Annotated in this window: 19 protein-coding genes and 1 pseudogene; 13 read left to right on the top strand and 7 right to left on the bottom strand. The window is 68.9% G+C overall.

Annotation, left to right across the window (positions count from 1 at the left end; all coding sequences use genetic code 11):
- Positions 1 to 9 precede the first annotated feature (9 nt).
- Positions 10 to 1623, bottom strand: coding sequence for a glycoside hydrolase family 27 protein (locus RV986_RS50050; RefSeq protein ID WP_475923755.1), 1614 nt, complete (start codon positions 1621 to 1623; stop codon positions 10 to 12).
- A gap of 217 nt (positions 1624 to 1840) precedes the next feature.
- On the opposite strand from RV986_RS50050, the gene RV986_RS50045 reads away from it, so the two are divergent.
- From RV986_RS50045 to RV986_RS50005, 9 genes are all read left to right on the top strand, one after another.
- Positions 1841 to 1963: a hypothetical protein gene (locus RV986_RS50045; protein ID WP_475923754.1), complete on the top strand. Its 123-nt coding sequence runs from the start codon at positions 1841 to 1843 to the stop codon at positions 1961 to 1963.
- Positions 1964 to 2381: 418 nt separating this feature from the next.
- A complete protein-coding gene (locus RV986_RS50040; protein WP_475923753.1) occupies positions 2382 to 3293 on the top strand; it encodes a helix-turn-helix domain-containing protein in 912 nt (303 codons plus the stop codon).
- A 177-nt stretch (positions 3294 to 3470) separates the two neighbouring features.
- Positions 3471 to 5417, top strand: coding sequence for a maleylacetate reductase and hydroxyquinol 1,2-dioxygenase domain-containing protein (locus RV986_RS50035; protein WP_475923752.1), 1947 nt, complete (start codon positions 3471 to 3473; stop codon positions 5415 to 5417).
- Between the two features lie 14 nt (positions 5418 to 5431).
- Positions 5432 to 7204 (top strand): FAD-dependent oxidoreductase, encoded by a 1773-nt coding sequence (locus RV986_RS50030; RefSeq protein ID WP_475923751.1) that lies wholly within the window; start codon positions 5432 to 5434, stop codon positions 7202 to 7204.
- Between the two features lie 134 nt (positions 7205 to 7338).
- Positions 7339 to 8121 (top strand): CoA transferase subunit A, encoded by a 783-nt coding sequence (locus RV986_RS50025; protein WP_475923750.1) that lies wholly within the window; start codon positions 7339 to 7341, stop codon positions 8119 to 8121.
- Positions 8121 to 8834, top strand: a complete 714-nt coding sequence (locus RV986_RS50020) for a CoA transferase subunit B (RefSeq protein WP_475923749.1) — start codon at positions 8121 to 8123, stop codon at positions 8832 to 8834. The genes RV986_RS50025 and RV986_RS50020 overlap by 1 nt, the downstream gene beginning before the upstream one ends.
- A complete protein-coding gene (locus RV986_RS50015; RefSeq protein WP_475923748.1) occupies positions 8831 to 10021 on the top strand; it encodes a thiolase family protein in 1191 nt (396 codons plus the stop codon). The genes RV986_RS50020 and RV986_RS50015 overlap by 4 nt, the downstream gene beginning before the upstream one ends.
- 352 nt (positions 10022 to 10373) lie before the next feature.
- Positions 10374 to 10592, top strand: a complete 219-nt coding sequence (locus tag RV986_RS50010; protein WP_475923747.1) for a hypothetical protein — start codon at positions 10374 to 10376, stop codon at positions 10590 to 10592.
- A gap of 167 nt (positions 10593 to 10759) precedes the next feature.
- Positions 10760 to 12598, top strand: a complete 1839-nt coding sequence (locus RV986_RS50005) for an MFS transporter (RefSeq protein WP_475924700.1) — start codon at positions 10760 to 10762, stop codon at positions 12596 to 12598.
- Here the strand turns inward: RV986_RS50005 and RV986_RS50000 are convergent.
- A pseudogene (locus RV986_RS50000) lies at positions 12586 to 13467 on the bottom strand (XdhC family protein); the annotation flags it as partial. The gene RV986_RS50005 and the pseudogene RV986_RS50000 overlap by 13 nt on opposite strands.
- 227 nt (positions 13468 to 13694) lie before the next feature.
- Here RV986_RS50000 and RV986_RS49995 point away from each other — a divergent pair.
- Positions 13695 to 14168 (top strand): carboxymuconolactone decarboxylase family protein, encoded by a 474-nt coding sequence (locus RV986_RS49995; protein WP_475923746.1) that lies wholly within the window; start codon positions 13695 to 13697, stop codon positions 14166 to 14168.
- A 273-nt stretch (positions 14169 to 14441) separates the two neighbouring features.
- On the opposite strand, the gene RV986_RS49990 is transcribed toward RV986_RS49995, so the two are convergent.
- The gene (locus RV986_RS49990; RefSeq protein ID WP_475923745.1) at positions 14442 to 14903 is read right to left on the bottom strand and encodes a MarR family winged helix-turn-helix transcriptional regulator; all 462 of its coding nucleotides are present in this window, start codon (positions 14901 to 14903) and stop codon (positions 14442 to 14444) included.
- An 85-nt stretch (positions 14904 to 14988) separates the two neighbouring features.
- On the opposite strand from RV986_RS49990, the gene RV986_RS49985 reads away from it, so the two are divergent.
- Positions 14989 to 15549 carry an NADPH-dependent FMN reductase gene (locus RV986_RS49985; RefSeq protein ID WP_475923744.1) on the top strand — a complete coding sequence of 187 codons (561 nt, stop codon included), beginning with the start codon at positions 14989 to 14991 and terminating at the stop codon, positions 15547 to 15549.
- Positions 15550 to 15690: 141 nt separating this feature from the next.
- Positions 15691 to 16755 (top strand): LLM class flavin-dependent oxidoreductase, encoded by a 1065-nt coding sequence (locus RV986_RS49980; RefSeq protein WP_475923743.1) that lies wholly within the window; start codon positions 15691 to 15693, stop codon positions 16753 to 16755.
- A gap of 130 nt (positions 16756 to 16885) precedes the next feature.
- On the opposite strand, the gene RV986_RS49975 is transcribed toward RV986_RS49980, so the two are convergent.
- Both RV986_RS49975 and RV986_RS49970 read right to left on the bottom strand, forming a co-directional pair.
- Positions 16886 to 18010 (bottom strand): PP2C family protein-serine/threonine phosphatase, encoded by a 1125-nt coding sequence (locus RV986_RS49975; RefSeq protein WP_475924699.1) that lies wholly within the window; start codon positions 18008 to 18010, stop codon positions 16886 to 16888.
- A 151-nt stretch (positions 18011 to 18161) separates the two neighbouring features.
- Complete coding sequence (locus RV986_RS49970) at positions 18162 to 18353, bottom strand: hypothetical protein (protein ID WP_030190387.1); 192 nt, start codon at positions 18351 to 18353, stop codon at positions 18162 to 18164.
- 171 nt (positions 18354 to 18524) lie between these two features.
- Here RV986_RS49970 and RV986_RS49965 point away from each other — a divergent pair, with 171 nt between their 5' ends.
- Positions 18525 to 19658, top strand: a complete 1134-nt coding sequence (locus tag RV986_RS49965) for a glutathione-independent formaldehyde dehydrogenase (RefSeq protein ID WP_475923742.1) — start codon at positions 18525 to 18527, stop codon at positions 19656 to 19658.
- 224 nt (positions 19659 to 19882) lie between these two features.
- Here RV986_RS49965 and RV986_RS49960 read toward each other — a convergent pair whose 3' ends face one another.
- Both RV986_RS49960 and RV986_RS49955 read right to left on the bottom strand, forming a co-directional pair.
- The gene (locus RV986_RS49960; protein WP_475923741.1) at positions 19883 to 20242 is read right to left on the bottom strand and encodes an ArsR/SmtB family transcription factor; all 360 of its coding nucleotides are present in this window, start codon (positions 20240 to 20242) and stop codon (positions 19883 to 19885) included.
- Between the two features lie 198 nt (positions 20243 to 20440).
- Entirely contained in the window at positions 20441 to 20815 is a 375-nt protein-coding gene (locus RV986_RS49955; RefSeq protein ID WP_475923740.1) for a roadblock/LC7 domain-containing protein, read from the bottom strand.
- Positions 20816 to 20938: the final 123 nt, after the last annotated feature.

Genomic DNA, 20938 nt, shown 5'->3' with positions numbered 1-20938 from the left:
CGAGGTCGGTCAGCCCAGGCGCCACTGCTGGTTGGCGCCGCCGTTGCAGGTCCAGAGTTCGAGCGCGGTGCCGTTGACGTTGCCGGAGGCCTGGTCGCCGCCGGTGACGTCGAGGCAGAGGCCCGACTGGGTGCCGGTGATGGTGCCGTTGGGGTTGAGGCTCCACTTCTGGTTGGCGCCGCCGTTGCAGGTGTAGAGCTGCACCTTGGTGCCGGAGCTGGTCTGGTTGTTGTAGGCGTCCAGGCACTGCGTGCCGCCGTAGAGCCGGAGTTCACCGGCGGCGGTGATGGTCACGGCCTGATTGGCACCGCCGCCGCAGTCCCAGATCTCGATCTTGGTGCCGGGGGTGGTCTCGTTGTTGTAGGCGTCCAGGCAGCGGTTGGAGGAGGCGCCGATCAGCGGGTGGGTGCTGCCGACGCTGGTGCCGCTGCCGGCGGAGACCCGGTACATCACCGAGCCGTGGCCGGGGACGCTCGCCGAGATGGATCCGCCGGTGCTGCTGACGACGTGGGACCAGAGGTTGTCGAGCCGGTAGGAGGACGCGGCGGGGAGACCGACCGCGGTGGCGGAGGTGGTGATGGTGGCGGCGGAGGAGTTCTCGTTGAACAGCACCACCGCCACGTCGCCGTTCGCCAGCGGCTTGGCCAGCACATGGAGGCCGCCCGAGGAGGACACCTCGGTCCCCTGCTTGCCCAGGGAGTCCTGATCCACGGCGATGACGTCCTTGTTGCCGTAGAGCGAGAGGGTGGCGGCGGAGGCCTTGCGCAGGTCGGTTCCGGCGATCAACGGCGCGGCCATCTCCGACCAGAGGCTGAAGTGGGACCGGTCCTCGGTGAACGACATGCCGTTGCCGACTTCGAGCATGTCGGGGTCGTTCCAGGCGCCCGGCTTGGCGTACGGAGCGAGCTTGACGTTGGCCTTGTAGATCGACACCACCGTAGAGAAGTTGACGTTGATGTCCCCGGTGGTGCGCCAGCTGTTGCCGACCCCCGCGCCCCAGGTCCACACGTCGGCCAGACCCCAGTTGCACAGGCTGTAGACGATCGGGCGGCCGGTGTTGGCCAGGGCGTCGCGCATGGCGGTGTAGCGCTGCTGGTCGGGCACGTTCTGGTGGTTGCAGTTGTCGTACTTGAGGTAGTCCACGCCCCAGGCGGCGAAGCTGTTGGCGTCCGTCTGCTCATGACCGAGGCTGCCGGGGTAGCCCTGGCAGGTGGCGGTGCCGGCACTCTCGTAGATGCCGAGCTTGAGGCCCTTGCTGTGGACGTAGGCGGCGGTGCCGCTGATGCCGTTCGGGAACTTGACCGGGTCGGGCACCAGTTGGCCCGCCGAGTTACGGGCCGAGGTCATCCAGCAGTCGTCGATGTTGACGTACTGGTACCCGGCGTCCTTCAGACCCGAGGAGACGAGGTAGTCGGCGGTCTGCTCGACCAGTTGCTCGGTGACGTTGCAGCCGAAGGCGTTCCAGTCGTTCCAGCCCATCGAGGGCGTCCTGGCCAGGCCGTTGTCGAGGGCCTGCGCGGGCGGTGCGGCGCGCAGCACCAGCAGGGCCGGGGCGAGGGCCAGTAACAGCATCATCGTGAGGGCGGCGCTCATGTGTCTCTTGAAGGGTGACGGGACGGTCATGTCGAGGTCTCCTGTTTCGCCGTGTGGGGCCGGACGAACTCAAGTACCCGACAACGTTGTCCAGTTGCCGAGTATGGCGCCTTTGGAAACGTAACCATCGCGAAGATCCCATCAGTCGAGTTCAGGCGTCAATGGTCCGGACCAAAATCTCGCCGGGGGTGAACTACTCGTACCACCAGAAGCATTGACGACCCATTAGGTACATCACAACGTTTCCGTGGCCACACCCCTGTCGCGCGCCGTCGCCGCGCACTCCGCGCTCGACCTACGGCCGTGGACCTTCTGGCCCTACGACCAGAGCGTCTCGACCAGATCCACGCCGCGCCGTGACGTAGAGTGACAGTTACGTCACCGTCGGAGGTGATGTCACTGCGACGGAGGCCCTCGCGGTAGCCGCACAGCCATCGGCCGGCGCCGCAATAGAAGGAAGTGCCGAGGACGACGGGGGCTGCGGCGCCGGCGACCGGGGGCGACTACTCACGGGAGCCGAAGACCGACCTTCCCTCGCGTACCGGGGGCCGGGACCGCCCTCGGGATACGTTTCCAGTACCGGCCCGGGAGGCAGCGTCACCCGTCCGTCGTTTCCGCCGTTTCCGTCGTTTCCGTCGTTTCCGTCGTTTCCGTCGTGAGCACAGCCCCCGACCGGGAGGCCACCGTGGCCGGTCACGGAAAGCGGCCGGGGCTGGCGGGAACACCCGAGCGTGATTTAGCATTCAACAATGCATGACGTTTGATCGCGGACCGCGTGGGAGGCTCGCATGGGCACCACCACCGCCGAGCTCGGGGACGGAAGGGTGCCCGAGCTGGGGCTCCTCAACACCTCTGGCATCCTGCGTCAGGCATGGGTGGCCCCGGAGCGGACCAGCTCGGGTCTGGGCTGGGAGCACGCGTATCTGTCCACCCAGCGGGAAAAGCCGTACCACTCGACATTCGATGGTGCCGCCACCCACCTGCTGATCCTTCACCTGAGTGGCCCGGTGACCGTGCGACGCCGGTTCGGCCGCTCGATGCGGGCCCAGCGGATTCCGGCAGGTGGGCTCTTCGTCCACCCGGCAGGTCGCGCGCTGGATGTCGAACTCCAAGGGGGACTCGACACCGTTCACCTCTACCTCAGCGACTCGGCCCTCCAGCAAGCGCACGGCGGCCGCGAAACGGTGGAAGTCGCCGAGGAACTGGGCAGCTCGGATCCCCTGATCGAGCAGGTCATACTGGCTCTGGACGGCGTCGTGCGGCAGTGGGAGCCGTCCGCCCGCACCTACGTCGATCATCTCGTCGGTATGCTCGCCGCCCAACTCGCCCGCGCGCACACGACCGGCCGATCCGCCGTCCCGGCCGGGGCGATGTCGGGGCTGACCTCCCAGCAGCTCGTGTCCGCGCGGGAGTTGATGGAGCAACGCATCTCCGATCCGCTGCCCGTCTCCGATCTGGCCGCGGCCACCGGTCTGAGCGCGAGCCAGTTCAGTCGGCAGTTCAGGACCAGCACCGGGAAATCTCCGCACCAGTTCCTGTTGCAACTGCGGCTGGACCACGCACGCCGGATGCTGCGCACCACGGTCCTGCCCATCCCCGACGTGGCCGTCCAGTGCGGTTTCTCCCACCAGGAACACCTGACGCGCGTGATGCGCGCCAAGCTGGGCACGACCCCCGCCGCGGTCCGGCGCGCGGGCTGACGTCGCATTCCGCGGCCCGCCCCCTTTCCTCTTCCCCCAGCGCGCCGCAGGCACCGCGTCCGCACCGCGCGGATCCTGCAGAAACACGCGCGAAACGTGCAGGAGACGGGGCGCCCGCCGTCCCCACACTCGGTGTCAGAGATTCAGGGACCCACGGCACACGCGAAGGCGGACCCCATGAGGAATTTCGTGTACACCTCCCACCCCTCACGGATCGTCTTCGGCACCGGAACGGTCAGCCAGGTCCGCGACGAAGTCGAGCGGCTCGGCTGTTCCCGAGTCCTCCTGCTGTCCGGACCGTCGGTGGCCAAGGCCGCCGCCCGGGTCCGTGATGTGCTCGGTGACATCATCGTGGCGGAGTTCGACGGTGCCGCCATGCACACTCCGGTGGACGTGACCGAACGGGCCCTCGACGTCCTTCGGGAACACTCCGCCGACTGTCTGGTGGCTGTCGGCGGCGGTTCCACCACGGGGCTGGCCAAGGCACTCGCGCTCCGCACCGATCTGCCGCAGCTGATCCTTCCCACCACCTACGCCGGTTCCGAGGTCACCCCCGTCCTGGGGGAGACACAGGACGGACGCAAGACCACGGTGACCTCGCCCGCGATCCTGCCCGAGACCGTCGTCTACGACGTCGAGTTCACCCACGGCCTGCCGGTGGACATCTCGGTCACCAGCGCGGTCAACGCCATGGCCCACGCCGTGGAGGCCCTGTACGCGCCACAGGCGAACCCCGTCATCGACGCCATGGCGCTCGACGCGATCGCGATGAGCGCCCGCGCCCTGCCCGCTCTCGTCGCCGAGCCGTCCGACACCGCCGCGCGCACCGACCTCCTGCATGCCGCGTGGCTGGCCGGTACCTGCCTCGGCTCCGTCGGTATGGGCCTGCATCACAAGCTGTGCCACACGCTGGGGGGTACGTTCGGCTTGGCGCACGCCGCGACGCACACCGTGATCCTCCCGCACGCGATGGCCTACAACGCCCCGGCCACCCGGGACGTCATGAACCGCATCGCCGACGCCCTCGGCGTGCCGGACGCCCCGAGCGGGATGTACGACCTGATCACCTCGCTCGGAGGCCCCACCTCGCTGCGCGAGCTGGGCATGGCCGAAGCGGATCTGCCGCAGGCCGCGCGGCTGGCCGTCGCCACGCCGTACCCCAACCCCCGGGAGCTGACGTCCCCGGGAATGGAGAGCCTGCTGCGTGCTGCCTGGCAGGGCCGCCGTCCGACGGTTCCCGCGGCGCACGGAGTGACTTCGGACGTGGAGAGCCTGACCGCCCAGGTGGTGGCGAGCTTCGCGGACACACCTGATCCGCGGGTCAGGGAGCTGCTCAGCGACCTCGTACGACACCTGCACCACTTCGTGACGAGCAATGACGTCACCGAGTCCGAGTGGCAGTACGCCATCGACTTCCTGACCCGTACCGGGCAGATCTGCAGCAGCACCCGGCAGGAGTTCGTGCTGCTGTCCGACACGCTCGGTGTCTCCAGCATCGTCGACCTGCTCACCCATTCGCGTACCCCGCAGACCACACCGTCGGCGGTCCTCGGACCCTTCTACACCGACGGTCCGCCGGAAACCGCTCAGGGCGCCGACATCTCACAGGGCGTGGCCGGCACTCCGCTGTGGGTCGACATCCTCATCACCGACACGGACGGACGGCCCGTGCCGGATGCCGTCACGGACGTCTGGCAGGCCAACAAGGACGGGTTCTACGACGTCCAGCTGCCCGAGTTCGACGGACCGGTGCTGCGCGGTCGCCTGCGCACCGACGAGCAGGGACGGCTGCGCTTCTGGACGACCCTGCCGGCCGAGTACCCGATCCCGGACGACGGACCGGTGGGACAGCTGCTCCAAGCGGTCAACCGTCACCCCTATCGTGCGCCCCACCTGCACTTCATGATCTCCGCCGCGGGCCACCGGCGCCTGATCACCCAACTGTTCGTGAAGGGCGGCCACTACATCGACTCCGACACCGTGTTCGGCGTCAAGGAGGGCCTTGTCGTGGATTTCACGCCCCAGGCCGGGCCGACCCCGGACGGCCGTGCCGTCGACGGGGAGTGGCGCAACCTGCAGTTCACCTTCCGCATCGCCCGCCTGGCCGACGGCCCCGCGCACTGACCTGGAGCAGTCTCATGGATTCGACCCACACCCACGACACCTACGACACCGACGTCCTCGTGGTCGGCAGTGGCCCCGCCGGTGGATCCGCGGCCCTGCTCCTGGCCACGTACGGCATTCGCACCCTGCTCGTCACCAAGTACGGCTGGCTGGCCAACACCCCCCGTGCGCACATCACCAACCAGCGCACCATGGAGGTACTGCGCGACCTCGGGGTGGACGGCGAGGCCGCCGCGGCCGGAAGCCCCGCCGAACTCATGGGCGACACCGTTCTGTGCACCGCCCTGGCCGGCGAGGAGATCGGCCGGATCCGCAGCTGGGGCACCGGCCCGCACGCGGCGACCGAGTATGGTGCCGCCAGCCCCGCGCAGATGATCGACCTTCCGCAGACCTTTCTGGAACCGATCCTGGTGAAGAACGCCGCGGCGCGGGGAGCCAAGGTCCGCTTCGACACCGAGTTCCTCAGCCTGGAACAGGACGCCGACGGTGTCACCGCCCGGCTCCGGGACCGGGTGCGCGGAGACGAGTTCACCGTGCGGGCCCGCTACCTGATCGGTGCGGACGGCGGCCGCAGCGCCGTGGCGGAGCAGATCGGACTGCCGATCGCCGGGCAGAGCGGCAAGGCCGGCAGCATGAACATCGTCTTCAAGGCCGACCTGTCCCGGCACGTGGCACACCGCCCGAGCGTTCTGTACTGGGTGATGCGTCCCGGCGCCCACATGGGCGGCATCGGCATGGGGCTGGTGCGCATGGTGCGGCCGTGGAACGAATGGCTGCTGGTGTGGGGATACGACATCGACCAGCCACCGCCCTCCATGGACGAGGCGACCGCCCGGGACATCGTCCACGACCTCATCGGCGACCGCGACATTCCCGTCGAGATCACGTCGAGCTCGCTGTGGACGGTCAACCACAGCTATGCCACGACGTACTCGGCCGGGCGGGTCTTCTGCGCCGGGGACGCGGTGCACCGGCACCCGCCGTCCAACGGCCTCGGTTCCAACACCTCGATCCAGGACTCGTACAACCTCGCCTGGAAGCTCGCCATGGTCATCCGAGGTCAGGCCGGACCGGAGCTCCTCGACACGTACACCGCGGAACGGGCACCGGTCGGCCGGCAGATCGTCGACCGCGCCAACCTCAGCCGTGACCAGTTCGGTCCGATCTTCCACGCACTCGGACTCGACGAGTACAGCGAGGAGAAGGACATCACCGCCGGTCTCGCCGCGTGCCGCAGCCGGACAGCCGACGGCACCCGGCGCCGACAGGCACTGGAAGAGGCCATCCAACTGAAGAACTACGAGTTCAACGCCCACGGCGTCGAGATGAACCAGCGCTACGACTCCTCCGCGGTCGTCCAGGACACGGACGCCGCCGAGGGATGGACTCGGGATCCCGAGCTGTTCCACCAGCCGACGACCCTCCCCGGCGCCAAACTGCCACATGCCTGGCTCGTCGACGGCTACGGCCACCGCCTGTCCACCCTGGACGTCGTCGGCAAGGGGACCTTCACGCTGGTCACCGGACTGTCCGGTGGTGTGTGGGAGTCAGCCGCGGCCGACTGCGCGGAGACCCTGGGCATTCCCCTGAAGTGCGTCCGTATCGGCGCCGAGGACAGCCGCGACGCCTACGGCGAGTGGAGTCGGACATCGGAGGTGGCCGAGGACGGGTGCCTGCTCGTCCGCCCGGACGGACACATCGCCTGGCGGGCCTCTGCAGCGCCGACCGCCGACTCCGCGGCGTACGGCGAGCTGCTCGAAGCCGTCAGGACCGTACTGCACCGTTGACGATCACGACGCGGCACCCGCGCACAGCCGTACACCCCCACCCCCACCCACACCCACATCCCCACACGGAAACCCGAACAGGGGCAGACACCGCTCGGGGCGAGTCTGCCGGACCGGAACGGAGCGCAGCGCACATGGACAAGGTGGTTGCCACCGCCGAGGAGGCACTGACCGGCGTCATGGACGGAGCGTCCCTGGCCGTGGGCGGCTTCGGCCTCAGCGGCGTCCCCAACGTGCTGATCCACGCGCTGTACGCGACCGGCGTGACCGGGCTGAGCGTGGTGTCGAACAACTGCGGGGTGGACGGCGGCGGCCTGGGCGTCCTGCTCGCCGCCGGCCGCATAGCCCGCGTCACCGGCTCGTACGTCGGCGACAACAAGGAGTTCGCCCGCCAGTACCTCTCCGGTGAACTGCTGGTCGAACTGACTCCACAGGGCACGCTCGCCGAACGCCTGCGGGCCGGCGGATGCGGCATCCCCGCCTTCTTCACGCCCGCCGGTGTCGGTACCCAGGTCGCCGAGGGCGGCCTGCCCTGGCGTTACGCACCCGACGGCACCGTGGCCGTCGCCTCACCGCCCAAAGAGGTACGCGAGTTCGGCGGCCGGCGTCATGTGCTGGAGCACGGCATCACCACCGACTTCGCGCTGGTGCGGGCCGCCAGGGGCGATCGCCACGGCAATCTCGTCTTCCACCGCTCGGCCCGTAACTTCAACCCGCTCGCCGCGATGGCCGGCCGCGTCACGATCGCCGAAGTCGAGCAGTTGGCCGAGCCGGGCGAGCTCGACCCGGACGAGATCCATCTCCCCGGCGTGTTCGTCCAGCGTGTGGTGGAACTGACGCCGGAGCAGGCCGCGGACAAACAGATCGAACGGCGCACCGTCTCCGCGCCTTCGGCACGAGGGACGGTGCGGCACTGATGCCATGGACCAGGGACGAGATGGCCGCCCGCGCGGCGGCGGAGATCCAGGACGGTGACTACGTCAACCTCGGCATCGGACTGCCCACGCTGGTGCCCGAGCACGTGGCCGAAGGAGTGCACGTGGTGCTCCAGTCGGAGAACGGCGTCCTCGGCGTCGGGCCGTACCCGGCCGAGGAGGACGTGGACCCCGATCTGATCAACGCGGGCAAGGAGACGGTCACCGTACTGCCGGGCGCGAGTTTCTTCGACTCCGCGCTGTCCTTCGGAATGATCCGGGGCGGTCACATCGACACCGCCATTCTGGGGGCCATGCAGGTCTCCGCCAGCGGAGATCTCGCCAACTGGATGATCCCGGGCAAGATGGTGAAGGGCATGGGCGGCGCGATGGACCTCATTCACGGCGCCCGCCGAGTCGTCGTCGTGATGGACCACTGCGCCAAGGACGGCAGCCCGAAGCTCGTCGACGTCTGCACCCTGCCCCTCACCGGCGTGGCGTGCGTCGACCGTGTCATCACCGACCTCGGCGTCCTGGACGTCACCGAGGACGGTCTCGTCCTCGTCGAGACCGCTCCCGGCGTCAGCACGGACGAGATCGCCGACCGTACCGCCGCACCCGTGCGCGTGCCGGACCCCGTCGGCCGACCCCGTCGGCTGCCCCCGCTTCAGCACTCCCCCTCCCAGCTCCCTCCCCACCACCAGGAGTCCCGATGAACGAGCGCCTGCGGGACGTCTACGTCGTCGACGCCGTCCGCACACCGATCGGCCGCTACGGCGGTGCCCTGTCCGCTGTGCGCCCCGACGACCTCGCCGCCGGAGTACTGCGGGAACTGCTCCACCGCAGCCCCGCCCTGGACCCGTCCCTCATCGGTGACGTGTTCTTCGGAAACGCCAACGGCGCCGGGGAGGAGAACCGGGATGTGGCCCGTATGGCCGTGCTGCTGGCCGGTCTTCCCGTGACGGTCCCCGGAACCACCGTCAACCGGCTGTGCGGCTCGGGGATGGAGGCGGTCGTCCAGGCCGCCCGCGCGGTGGCACTCGGCGACGCCTCCGTCGCCGTGGCCGGCGGAGTGGAGTCCATGAGCCGTGCCCCGTGGGTGCTGCCCAAGCCGGAGCGGGCCTTCCCCGTCGGCAACCAGCAGCTGTACTCCACCACCCTCGGCTGGCGGATGGTCAACCCCCGGATGCCCGATGAGTGGACCATCCCGCTCGGTGAGAGCGCCGAGCTGATCGCCGACAAGTACGGAATCACCCGAGAGGCCCAGGACGCCTTCGCGCTCGCCAGTCACGAGAAGGCCGCTCGGGCGTGGAAGGACGGTACGTACGACGCCGAGGTGGTCCCCGTCGAACGGGTGGACCTGCCCCGCGACGAGGGGATCCGGGACGACACCTCCCTCGAAGCGCTGGCCCGCCTCAAGCCGGTCTTCCGTGAGGGCGGTACGGTCACGGCCGGCAATGCCTCGCCTCTCAACGACGGCGCGGCGGCCCTGCTGCTGGTCGACGAGGCCGGGCTGGCCGAGACGGGCCGTGAGCCGCTGGCCAGGATCCGCGCGAGTGCCGTGACAGGTATCGAGCCGCAGTACTTCGGCCTCGGCCCGGTCGACGCGATCCGCAAGGCCCTGACGAAGGCGGGACGCACCTTCGGCAACCTGCACACCGTCGAGCTCAACGAGGCGTACGCCGCGCAGGCGCTGGGCTGCCTCGCCGCCCTCCCCGAACTCGATCCCGGCGTCCTGAACCCGAAGGGCGGTGCCGTCGCCATCGGGCATCCCCTCGGCGCCTCCGGCGCTCGCATCACCGGAGCGGTTGCCCATCAACTCGCGCAGGCGGGCTCGGGCACGGGCCTGGCCGCGCTGTGCATCGGTGTCGGGCAGGGCCAGGCCCTGGTCCTGGAGCGCTGAGGCCCGGGGTGCACCCGGTCGATGATTACTAACATTTGATTGAACAGCTCAGACTGATAAACCTATCGTTATTAATTGTGAAGGTGGATACAGAAGCAGGTCACGATCACATACGCAGCCCCGGTGACACCGCCCGGCTCGCCGCCGACCTTCGTCTCGCCGTGGGCCGCCTGACCCGGCGACTGCGCCAGGCCCACGCCGTGGGGGACGTGTCGCTCTCCGGAGTCTCGGTGCTCGCGCGGCTCGCCGCCGACGGCCCCAGCTCTCCGGGATCCCTCGCCGAGCTGGAACGCGTACGGCCACAGGCGATGGCGAGCACGCTCGCCGTGCTCGAACAACGAGCACGCTCGCCGTGCTCGAACAACGCGGGCTCGTCGGCCGTGCCCCCGACACGGCGGACGGACGACGGACCATCGTGGCGATCACCGAGGACGGACGGGCCATGCCGGCGGAGCGGCGCTCCGAGTCCGTCCACCGTCTCTCGGCCGCCCTCGACGGGTTCACCGCGAAGGAGCGCGAGACCCTCGCCTCGGCCCTGCCCCTCCTCGACCGACTGGCGGAACGACTGTGACCGCGCGCACCCCCGGCGCCGGCGACCGGCACTCGGGCCATCCACGAAAGGGCGGGGTGTCCGCCGTGCGTGCCCTGCGCTCCGCCCGCCGGAAGGACTCCCCCGCGGGCCCCGGCTACAAGTGGGTCGCCCTGTCCAACACCACGCTCGGTGTACTGATCGCCACGATGGACGCCTCCATCGTGATCATCTCGCTGCCCGCGATCTTCCGCGGGATCGGGCTCGACCCGCTCGCGCCCGGCAACATCGGCTATCTGCTCTGGATGATCCTGGGCTATCTCCTGGTGTCGGCCGTACTCGTCGTCGTCCTCGGCCGGCTCGGCGACATGTACGGCCGGGTCAAGATCTACAACCTCGGTTTCCTCATCTTCGCGTGTGCCTCCGTCGCGCTGTCCCTCGACCCGTTCCGGGCCGGCGCCGGCGCGATGTGGCTGATTCTCTGGCGCATCGTGCAGGCATTCGGCGGCTCCATGCTCACCGCCAATTCGGCCGCGATCCTCACCGACGCCTTCCCTGCCCGACAGCGCGGTATGGCCCTCGGCATCAACCAGATCACCGCGCTCGCCGGCCAGTTCCTCGGCCTCCTCGCCGGCGGTCTGCTCGCCGCCGTCGACTGGCGCGCGGTGTTCTGGGTGAGCGTGCCGATCAGCATCACCGGCACGATCTGGTCGTACCTGAGCCTGCGCGAGACCTCGACGGGACGCCCCGGCCGCATCGACTGGCTGGGCAACATCACCTTCGCCTCGGGCGCCGGAATCCTGCTGGCCGGCATCACGTACGGCATCCAGCCGTACGGCTCCGACGCCACCGGCTGGGGAAATCCATGGGTCCTCAGCGGCCTGATCGGCGGCGTCGCCCTGCTGCTGCTCTTCTGCTACGTCGAGTCGCGCGTCCCCGACCCCATGTTCACCCTGGCCCTGTTCAAGATACGGGCGTTCGCCACAGGCAACCTGGCCGCGCTGCTGACCGCGATCGCACGCGGCGGGCTGCAGTTCATGCTCATCATCTGGCTGCAGGGCATCTGGCTGCCCCTGCACGGCTACGCGTTCGAGGACACCCCGTTGTGGGCGGGCATCTTCATGCTGCCGCTGACGCTGGGCTTCCTCATCGCGGGCCCCATCTCCGGTTACCTGTCGGACCGGTTCGGCGCCCGTATGTTCTCCACGGTCGGCCTGGTCGTCGTCGCGGTTTCCTTTCTCGGACTGCTCGCGCTGCCCATCAACTTCCACTACGGGTCCTTCGCCGCACTTCTGCTGCTCAACGGGCTGGGCCAGGGCATGTTCTCCTCGCCGAACACGTCCTCGATCATGGGCAGCGTGCCGCCCGAGTACCGGGGCGTCGCCTCGGGCATGCGCTCCACGTTCCAGAACTCTGGCACCGCGCTGTCCATCGGCGTGTTCTTCTCCCTGATGGTCTCGGGGCTGGCTTCATCGCTGCCCTCGACGCTCAGCAGCGGACTCCAGGCGCACGGCGTGCCGGCCGGCACGGCCGAGCATGCCGCGTCGCTGCCTCCGGTGAGCACGCTGTTCGCCACGTTCCTCGGCAACAACCCCATCGAGCATCTGCTCGCATCCGGCGGAACCCTCACCCATCTCTCCGCGGCCCAACGCTCGGTCCTGACCGGTCACACCTTCTTCCCGCAGCTGGTCTCCGGCCCGTTCCACCACGGGCTGGCCATCGTCTTCAGCGTCGCCGCGGGCATGGCACTGGTCTCCGCGCTCGCCTCGGCCCTACGCGGCGGGCGTCGTCCGGCCGCGGACGACCCTCCGCAGGGCCGACCGCCCCTCACCACGGCCGGACCCGTCGAAGGCAGCACAGCGTCCGCACAACACGCCCTCGTAACATCGGATTGGCCACACGCTCATGGGACAGCGGTTGGAAATCCGGCGCCGTCGCGCGGCGCGGCGGCCTGGCGTCGGTCGAGGGCGGCGAGGACCTCGGCGCAGATGGCCAGGGCCGTCTCCGCCGGGGTGCGGGCGCCGATGTCGAGCCCGATCGGACCGTGAACGCGCCGCAGCCGCTCCTCGTCGAGCCCCGCCTTCACCAGGGCCGCGGCACGGCGGGCCTGGGTGCGCCGGGAGCCCAGCGCACCGACGTAGGGGATGCCGGCGGTCAACGCGGTGTACAGCGAGGGAATGTCGAGGTCGGGCTCATGACTGAGCACGACCAGGCAGGCCGCGGTGGGACGGGCGGACAGCAGCTCGCGGGCGTCCTGCGCGGCGTGGGCGACCGTGGCCTGCCAGCCCAGTACCCGCGCCTGGGTGAGGAGGAGTTCGGCGAGTTCGCCGCCGCCGACGATGACCAGGTGCGGGACGGCCGGGCAGGTCTCGATCAGAACGAGTCCGGCGTCGGTGGAGAGGGTCTCTCGTCCGGCACGGTGGCGGGCGAGCAGGTGCCGGGCCTGTTCGGCGGCCTGAGCGAATACCGCCGGGTCATCCGGATCATCGCCCTGCCCTACCGGAGCGACGACCTCGCTGACAGCGTGGGTCTGCTCCTCGTCGAGCCGGGTGATCAGCGCGGCGTCGGCGCCCTCGCCCAGGCGCTCCCACCAGTGGGCGGGGACGGTGTGCAGCGGCTGGAGCAGGATCCTGGCCTGTCCGCCGCAGGTCAGCCCCGCCTCTTCGACCTCGTCGCCGTGCACGGCCACCTCGCACACGCGGGCGGTGTGCCCGGGCGGGAGTGCCGCGGCCTCGGCGGCCAGGTAGCGGTCGAACACGCCACGGTACAAGGTGCCGTGGCGGTTGCCCTCCGCGTCGACGAGGATCGCGTCGGCAGGGCGCCGGGGCCCGAAACCCTGTTCGCTGATCGGCCGGGCCAGCACCGCCGTACGGCCCTCAGCCGCCCAGTGCCGAGCCGTGTCCGCCAGTTCACGCATGATCGCAGCCTCCGCTGTTCCCGGGCTGTCGGCACCAGGAAACCGTCTGGCCGGCACGGGCACCATCAGGGGAATTCTTCCAGGGCATCCGGCTGTGTCATCGACGTACACCATCGGCACATCAAGCGAGAGACGCACGTCACATCTCTCCGGCTGGTCTACATGTCACATCGCGACGGACCGATCCGTCACCCATGTGCAAGCCTCAACACAGCGAGGAGATCATCATGGACGCCCGTCTCAACTTCTACGGCAGCTCCATCGCGCTCAAGTTCGCGAAGTACATCAACTCGGCCGGCAAGGTCGTGACGGACTCGACCCTGCCGGCCGCGACACAGGAGCTGGTGAAGCTCCGCGCCAGCCAGATCAACGGCTGTGGCTTCTGCACCGACATGCACACCAAGGACGCCACGCACGCGGGCGAAACGTCGGTGCGCCTCAACCTGGTCGCGGCCTGGCGGGAGGCCACGGTCTTCACGGACGCCGAGCGGGCCGCCCTGGAACTGACCGAACAGGGCACCCGTATCGCCGACGCCGCGGGCGGCGTCACCGACGAGGCCTGGGCCGACGCCGCCAAGCACTACGACGAGGACCAGCTCACCGCCCTGGTGTCCCTCATCTCCCTCATCAACGCCTACAACCGCATGAACGTGATCATCCGGCAGCCCGCCGGCGACTACCAGCCGGGGCAGTTCGACTGACGCGCGGCGCCGGCCGGCCTCGCGAACGTCGTACCGGAGCGCCGGGCCGTCGCTCGGTCTCGGGACCCGGGTGCCGATGCCGTTGCGGTTCATCGGGTGCCCGGGGCGTCTCACCCCGAGCCGAGCCGGTCCGGCCCGTGCGCCGAGCGCTCTCCCCCGGGCACCCCGGTGACCGCGACCTCAACGGTTCAGCGCGTTCGTAGAGTCAGCGCATTCGTAGGGCCGGGGCGTTCGCAGGGCCACGGCGTTCGCAGGACCGGGGCGTTCGCAGGGTCAGGGCGTGATCGCCACGCGCTGGAGCGCACCGGCGAGGGCGGCGAGGTCGTGGCCGGCGAGGTTGTCGAGGACGTGCCGTCGGACGCTGGCCAAGTGGGCCGGCCAGGCCTCCCGCAGGCGGGCGAGGCCCTCGTCGGTGAGGACGGCGTTCCATCCGCGCAGGTCTTCCTGGCACTTGGCCCGTTGGATGAGCCCCTGCTTTTCGAGGCGGTTGACGACGCGGGTCATTCCGCTGAGCGAGAGGTTGCAGGAGGCGGCGAGTTCACTCATCCGCATCCGCTGGTGGGGAGCCTCGGACAGGAACATGAGGGGGGTGTACTCGGAAAGGGGCAGCCCTCCGTCGCGGACCATGTCCGCGTCCACCAGTCGTGGCAGCGCCATCATCACGTTGGCCAGCGCGCGCACGAGCAGTTCCTCGGTCTGGTCCAAGGGGCGCAGGGGCTGTTCGTCGTCAGGCATGCGTCACACCCTATCTCCTTGACAAGGCAAGCACCTATACATTTACTTGACTCGACAAGCACATGCTCAAGCGAAGGTGCAAAACATGACAAGGATTGGCATCATTCTCGGCAGCACGCGCCCCGGACGTAACGGCGAGGCCGTCGCCCACTGGGTGCACGAGCTGGCCACCCGCCGGACCGACGCGGAGTACGAACTCGTCGACCTGGTGGACTACAAGCTGCCGCTGCTGGATGAGGCCTACCCGCCGGCCATGGGTCAGTACAGCCAGCCGCACACGCAGGAGTGGGCCGCGAAGATCGCTTCGTTCGACGGTTTCGTCATAGTGACCCCCGAGTACAACCACTCGGTGCCCGGCGCACTGAAGAACGCCATCGACTTCCTGGCCGCCGAGTGGGCCAACAAGTCCGTCGGCTTCGTCAGTTACGGCTCCACCGGCGGCACCCGCGCCGTGGAACACCTGCGCCTGATCGCCGGTGAGCTGCAGATGGCGGACGTCCGCTCCCAGGTGGCGCTCTCCCTGTTCACCGACTTCGAGAACTTCAGCGTCTTCAAGCCCGCCGACCTGCACAGCGAAGCCCTCACCACGACCCTCGACCAGGTCGTCGCCTGGAGCAACGCCCTCGCCCCGCTGCGCGCCAACTGACGCCAGGCATCACGAGGCACCGCTGCCCCATGCCCCGCGTCGGCGTCCGACGTCGACGCGGGGCGTAGAGCCGGACCCCACCCTTTCCCCCCTTACCTGACCCCACCCTCTCGACCGTTATGCGAAATGAGAACTCCGTCGATGACAGAACGTGTCGCCTCCCCCGCGGGTGGACACCCGATCACGCTTGGACTGGACACGTTCGGTGACGTGACCGACGACACCCAGGGCCGGCCCCTGTCGCACGGCCAGACGATCCGCAACCTGGTGGCGGAGGGTGTCCTGGCCGACAAGGTCGGTCTCGACCACTTCGCCATCGGTGAGCACCACGTGGACTGGATGCCGCTCTCGGCGGCGGATGTGGTGCTCGCGGCGATCGCGGCGCGAACCTCGCGCATACGGCTCGGATCCGGTGTCACCGTCATCAGCTCCGACGATCCCGTCCGGGTCTACCAGCGGTACGCGACGCTCGACGCCGTGTCCGACGGCCGCGCCGAGGTGATTCTCGGCAGGGGCTCCAGCACGGAGTCCTTCCCCCTGTTCGGCTACGACCTGGGCGACTACGACATCCTCTTCGAGGAGAAGGTCGGCCTCTTCGCCGAACTGCGCGAGGAGAAGCCCGTCACCTGGTCCGGCAGCACCCGGCCGGCCCTGAAGGACCAGCCCGTCTATCCGCACAGCGAGTCCGGGGCGATCCCCACCTGGATCGGTGTCGGCGGCAATCCTCAGTCGGTCGTCCGTGCCGCGCGTTACGGATTCCCGCTGATGCTCGCGATCATCAGCGGCCCACCGGCGCGGTTCGCCCCGTTCACGCAGCTCTTCCGCCAGGCGCTGGAGCAGTTCGGGCGGCCGGACCAGCCGGTCGGCGTACACAGTCCGGGGCATGTGGCCGCGACCGACGAGCAGGCGGTGGAGGAGTTCTGGCCGTACTACGAGAAGACCATCCGCGCAGTCGCCCGACAGCGAGGATTCCACGTCCCGACCTTCGAGCAGTTCATGAACGATGTCGGTCCCGACGGTGGGCTGTTCGTCGGTTCACCGGAAACCGTGGCGCAGAAGATCGCCACCACCCTCCGGGTGCTCGACGCCAGCCGCTTCGACCTCAAGTACGGGATGAACGGTCTGCCGCACGAGACGCTCATGACCACCATCGAGCTCTTCGGTACGAAGGTGGCCCCGCGCGTACGGGAGCTGATGACCTCGTGAGGTGTTCTCCCCTCATGTGCCGGTGACAGTGTTGCGGGCGGAGCAAGAGCTGCCCCACCCGGCGTACGCGGTGGTCGCCTCCGCGCACGGGCGGGCGGACCGGCGCGTCCCACCCACGGAATCCAGCCGGCTACGCCGGGTGCTCCCGGGCCTGGGTGTTCGGGCGCCTCACCGCGAGGGCCGCGATGTCGTCGTCGAGCCCTCCGCCGCTGTAGCGGAGCAGGTCCCGGTGAAGCCGGTCGAGCAGCTCGCGGGGCGGCTCGGGGCCCTGGCGCCGCATCCAGTCCGACAGCGGGAAGAACTCGCCGGCGCGGTCCCGGGTCTCCGATACGCCGTCCGTGTAGAGCAGCAGCTGGTCGCCCGGGGCGAAGGCGACGGTGTCGACGGAGTAGTGCTCTCCGATGAGCGCCGAGAGGTTGAGAGGCGGCGAGGGAGCGGTGGGCTCCAGGACGCGGATGGTCCCTCCATGCGCAAGCAGCGGCCAGGGATGCCCGCAGTTGAGAAGCCTGACGTGGCCGCCGCCGTGCGGAATCTCGGCGAGGAGAGCGGTGGCAAAGCGCTCCTGCAGGTCCTGGGCCGGATACGCGGCGCTGTGGCGGATGATGCTGGTCTCCAGGCGATGAGCGACACCCGTCAGGTCGGGCTCGTCGTACGCGGCCTCCCTGAAACAGCTGATCACCGCCGAGGCCGCCCCCACCGCGGACAGGCCCTTACCGCGTACGTCCCCGATGAGCAGCCTGACCCCGTACGGTGTGCCGGCCGCCTCATAGAAGTCACCGCCGATCCGTGCCTGTTCCTGGGCCGCCAGATACAGCGACTCGATCTCGACGTCGTCGATGCGACGGGGCAGGGGGCGCAGCAGCACCCTCTGGGCCGTGTCGGCGACGAGCCGGACGTGGAAGAGAGTCTCCTCCCGCTGCAGTCGGACATGGCTTGCGTAGGCGGCCGCCAAGGTGACCGCGACGATCGCGGCCGCCGTGTACTGCGTCCCCAGGTCGATGTAGACGAAGCTGAGCCCGATCATGACCAGCAGGCAGAACGCCCCCAGCAGGATCGTGGGAAGCACGGGCCACATCGCGGCGGCGAGGGCCGGGGCGGCGGGCAGCAGGCGACTGATGGCGATCTCTCTCGGGGTGGAGAACGCCAGACCCGCGATGAGGAGGGTAAGGATCACCGGGGACAGCGGGGCAGCTTCCCAACGGCCGCCGAGGAAGCGACGGCGCCGCAGCCGCCCGGATGTGATCACAAATCGCATCATATCGGGCGACAGCGGTAGGAAGCCCTGCTGGAACACGGACCTCACGCGCGGCGATCAGCCGATTCAACAGGCTCGCCCGGTTGCGCGTGGGCCACCGGCGTGAAGCCCCCTCGAACGAGGGCTTCACGAAAGGGTGGCGGGTACGGCGTCAGCGGTCGGCGATGTCCTCACGGAGGCCGTCGGAGAATTCCCACCAAGACAAAGGAAGCCAGTCGCCGTTGACGAAGGCGTCGACAGTCGCGCCTCGACCGCGGACAGTCACGGTCGTTCCCGGCGGGTAGGTGGTGCCGGAAAGCCCTGGTACGGGGACAAGCAGGGTTCCCAGTCGTTGCGCTGACACTTTTGCCCTCCTTCAGAATTCCTTGGTATGACGCGGGTGCAGTCATTCATCACGAGATTACCGGCTTGTCCAATCGAGCAGGCCGGAGAATCATGAGAGATGGGTCACGCGGAGAATGCGGGCGGGGGCGTGGCAATCGCATCCAGGCTCCGACGAGCGGAGGTAGCCGCCATGAAGGCCGTCGTTTACAAGGGACCGTTCACTGTTGCGGTCGAAGACGTTGAAAAGCCCAGCATCCAGCATCCGAACGATGTGATCGTACGGATCACCTCCACCGCGATATGCGGCTCCGATCTGCACATGTACGAGGGCCGCACCGCTGCCGAGCCCGGCATCGTCTTCGGCCACGAGAACATGGGAATCATCGAGGAACTCGGCCAGGGCGTCACCTCGCTCAAGGAGGGCGACCGCGTGGTCATGCCCTTCAATGTCGCCTGCGGGTTCTGCACCAACTGCGTCGATGGATTCACCGGATACTGCCTGACCGTCAATCCCGGTTTCGCCGGCGGCGCTTATGGCTACGTCGCCATGGGCCCCTGGAAGGGCGGCCAGGCCGAACACCTACGCGTACCCTTCGCCGACTTCAACTGCCTGAAGCTGCCGCCGGGAAACGAGCACGAAAGCGATTTCATATTGCTCGCCGACATTTTCCCCACCGGCTACCACGGCTGTGAGCTCGCCCAGGTACGCCCCGGCGAGAGCGTCGCCGTGTACGGCGGAGGGCCGGTCGGACTCATGGCCGCCTACTCGGCCATGCTGCGCGGCGCGAAGAAGGTGTTCGTCGTGGACCGGGTCCCCGAACGGCTGCAGAAGGCCGAGGAGATAGGCGCGGTTCCGATCAACTTCGCCGAGGGCAACCCGGTTGAGCAGATCAAGGAGCAGACCGAGGGCATCGGCACGGACAAGGGCGTCGACGCCGTCGGTTACCAGGCGACGGCGCACGGCACGGACCACGAGGAACCGGCAACCGTCCTGAACTCGCTCGTCGGCACGGTCCGGGCCACCGGAGCGCTGGGCGTGCCCGGCCTCTATGTCCCGGCCGACCCCGGAGGCCCGGACGAGCAGGCCAAACAGGGCATGCTCCTCGTCTCCATCGGCAAGCTCTTCGAGAAGGGCCTGCGGATGGGTACGGGACAGTGCAACGTGAAGCGCTACAACCGGTACCTGCGCGACATGATCATCGAGGACAGGGCGAAGCCCAGCTTCGTCGTCTCCCACGAACTGACCCTGGATCAGGCGCCGTCCGCCTACGACAAGTTCGACAAGCGGATCGAGGGCTACACCAAGGTGGTGCTGCACCCGTAGCCCCGCAGACCGGAACCTCCGGTCGCTGCCGCCCGTCGGCCGACTGTGTCTGGCGGTTGCGTCTCCGACGGAGTCGTCGTGCGCCGAGGAGCCTGTTGCGGCATTCTCGGCGCACTACGCCGTCGGGCGACCGCTCGCGCCGAAGTCCCACGGTCCGGGTGTGGCCTGGGCCGAGGCGCCCGAAGGGAACGGTCGTCCGCACCTGACCGCGCGCACGGCGGCCTTCAGCCGTTGGACGGCACCGGCGGCAAAGACGTGTCGTCCTGCCGTAGTTCGACCAGCAGCTCGTTCTGCCCGGCCAGCAGTTCGGTGAGGATGCGGCGGGCCGCGCGCAGGAGTTCCGCGACGTCACCGCCGGCCAGCGCGTAGCTGACGGTGGAGCCTTCCCGGATGGACACCACGATGCCGGAACGGCGCAGGACGGCCAGTTGCTGCGACAGGCTGGACGGCTCGATGTCGATGTCGGCGAGCAGGTCCCGCACCGGGACGGGGCCATGCTGCAGCAGTTCCAGGACCCTGATGCGCACGGGGTGCCCGAGCATGCGGAAGAACTCCGCCTTGGCCTGGTAGAGGGGGACCCGCATCGGTACTCGCTCCCTGCCACATGGGGATGGTCTGCACGGTGCGGCGACGCCCGGAAGGCGCCGCCGCGGGATGTGTCCGTCGGTACCGATCCTTCTCGCCCGCGGCCACGCACATCCCCTAATTGGGATCATGCTGATGTGGTGACTTGAAGAAGTCTTCACATCATGGGCACACGTCGGGCCAGGACTCCGGTCGGCCTAGATCTCCAACTGCTCCTCGACGCGCTTGAGTTGATGGCGAGCCATCGCCAGGTTCGACCGCGCCTTGTCGAGCACGAGGTAGAGGAACAGGCCGTTGCCGTTGCGTCCGGTGACCAGCCGGATGATGTGGTACTGAGATCCGAGGGTGATGAGGATGTCCTCGATCCGGCTCTTGAGACCCAGTTGCTCCATGGTGCGCACCTTCGCACGGACGACATCCGTATTGCCGGCGGCGGCGATCGTGAGGTCCAGGTCCTTGCCCCCGCCCAGCGTGCCCAGCGCCATGCCGCTGGTGTAGTCGACGACGGCCGCCCCCAGCGCCCCCTCGACCGCGGTCATCATTTCCTTCAGTGACACTTCCACACTCGCCATAGCGGCCTCCCCTTGGTTGTCAGCCCTGCGGGAGGACCTGCGATACCCGTCCCCCCGCGCGACCGCACCGTATGCGTACGCCCGGGGCGTCGGCGGAGTATCTCCGAGGCTGACACTCGATGA

The sequence above is a fragment of the Streptomyces sp. RLA012 genome, from assembly GCF_056270325.1.
This window is presented reverse-complemented; position numbering and strand designations above follow the sequence as displayed.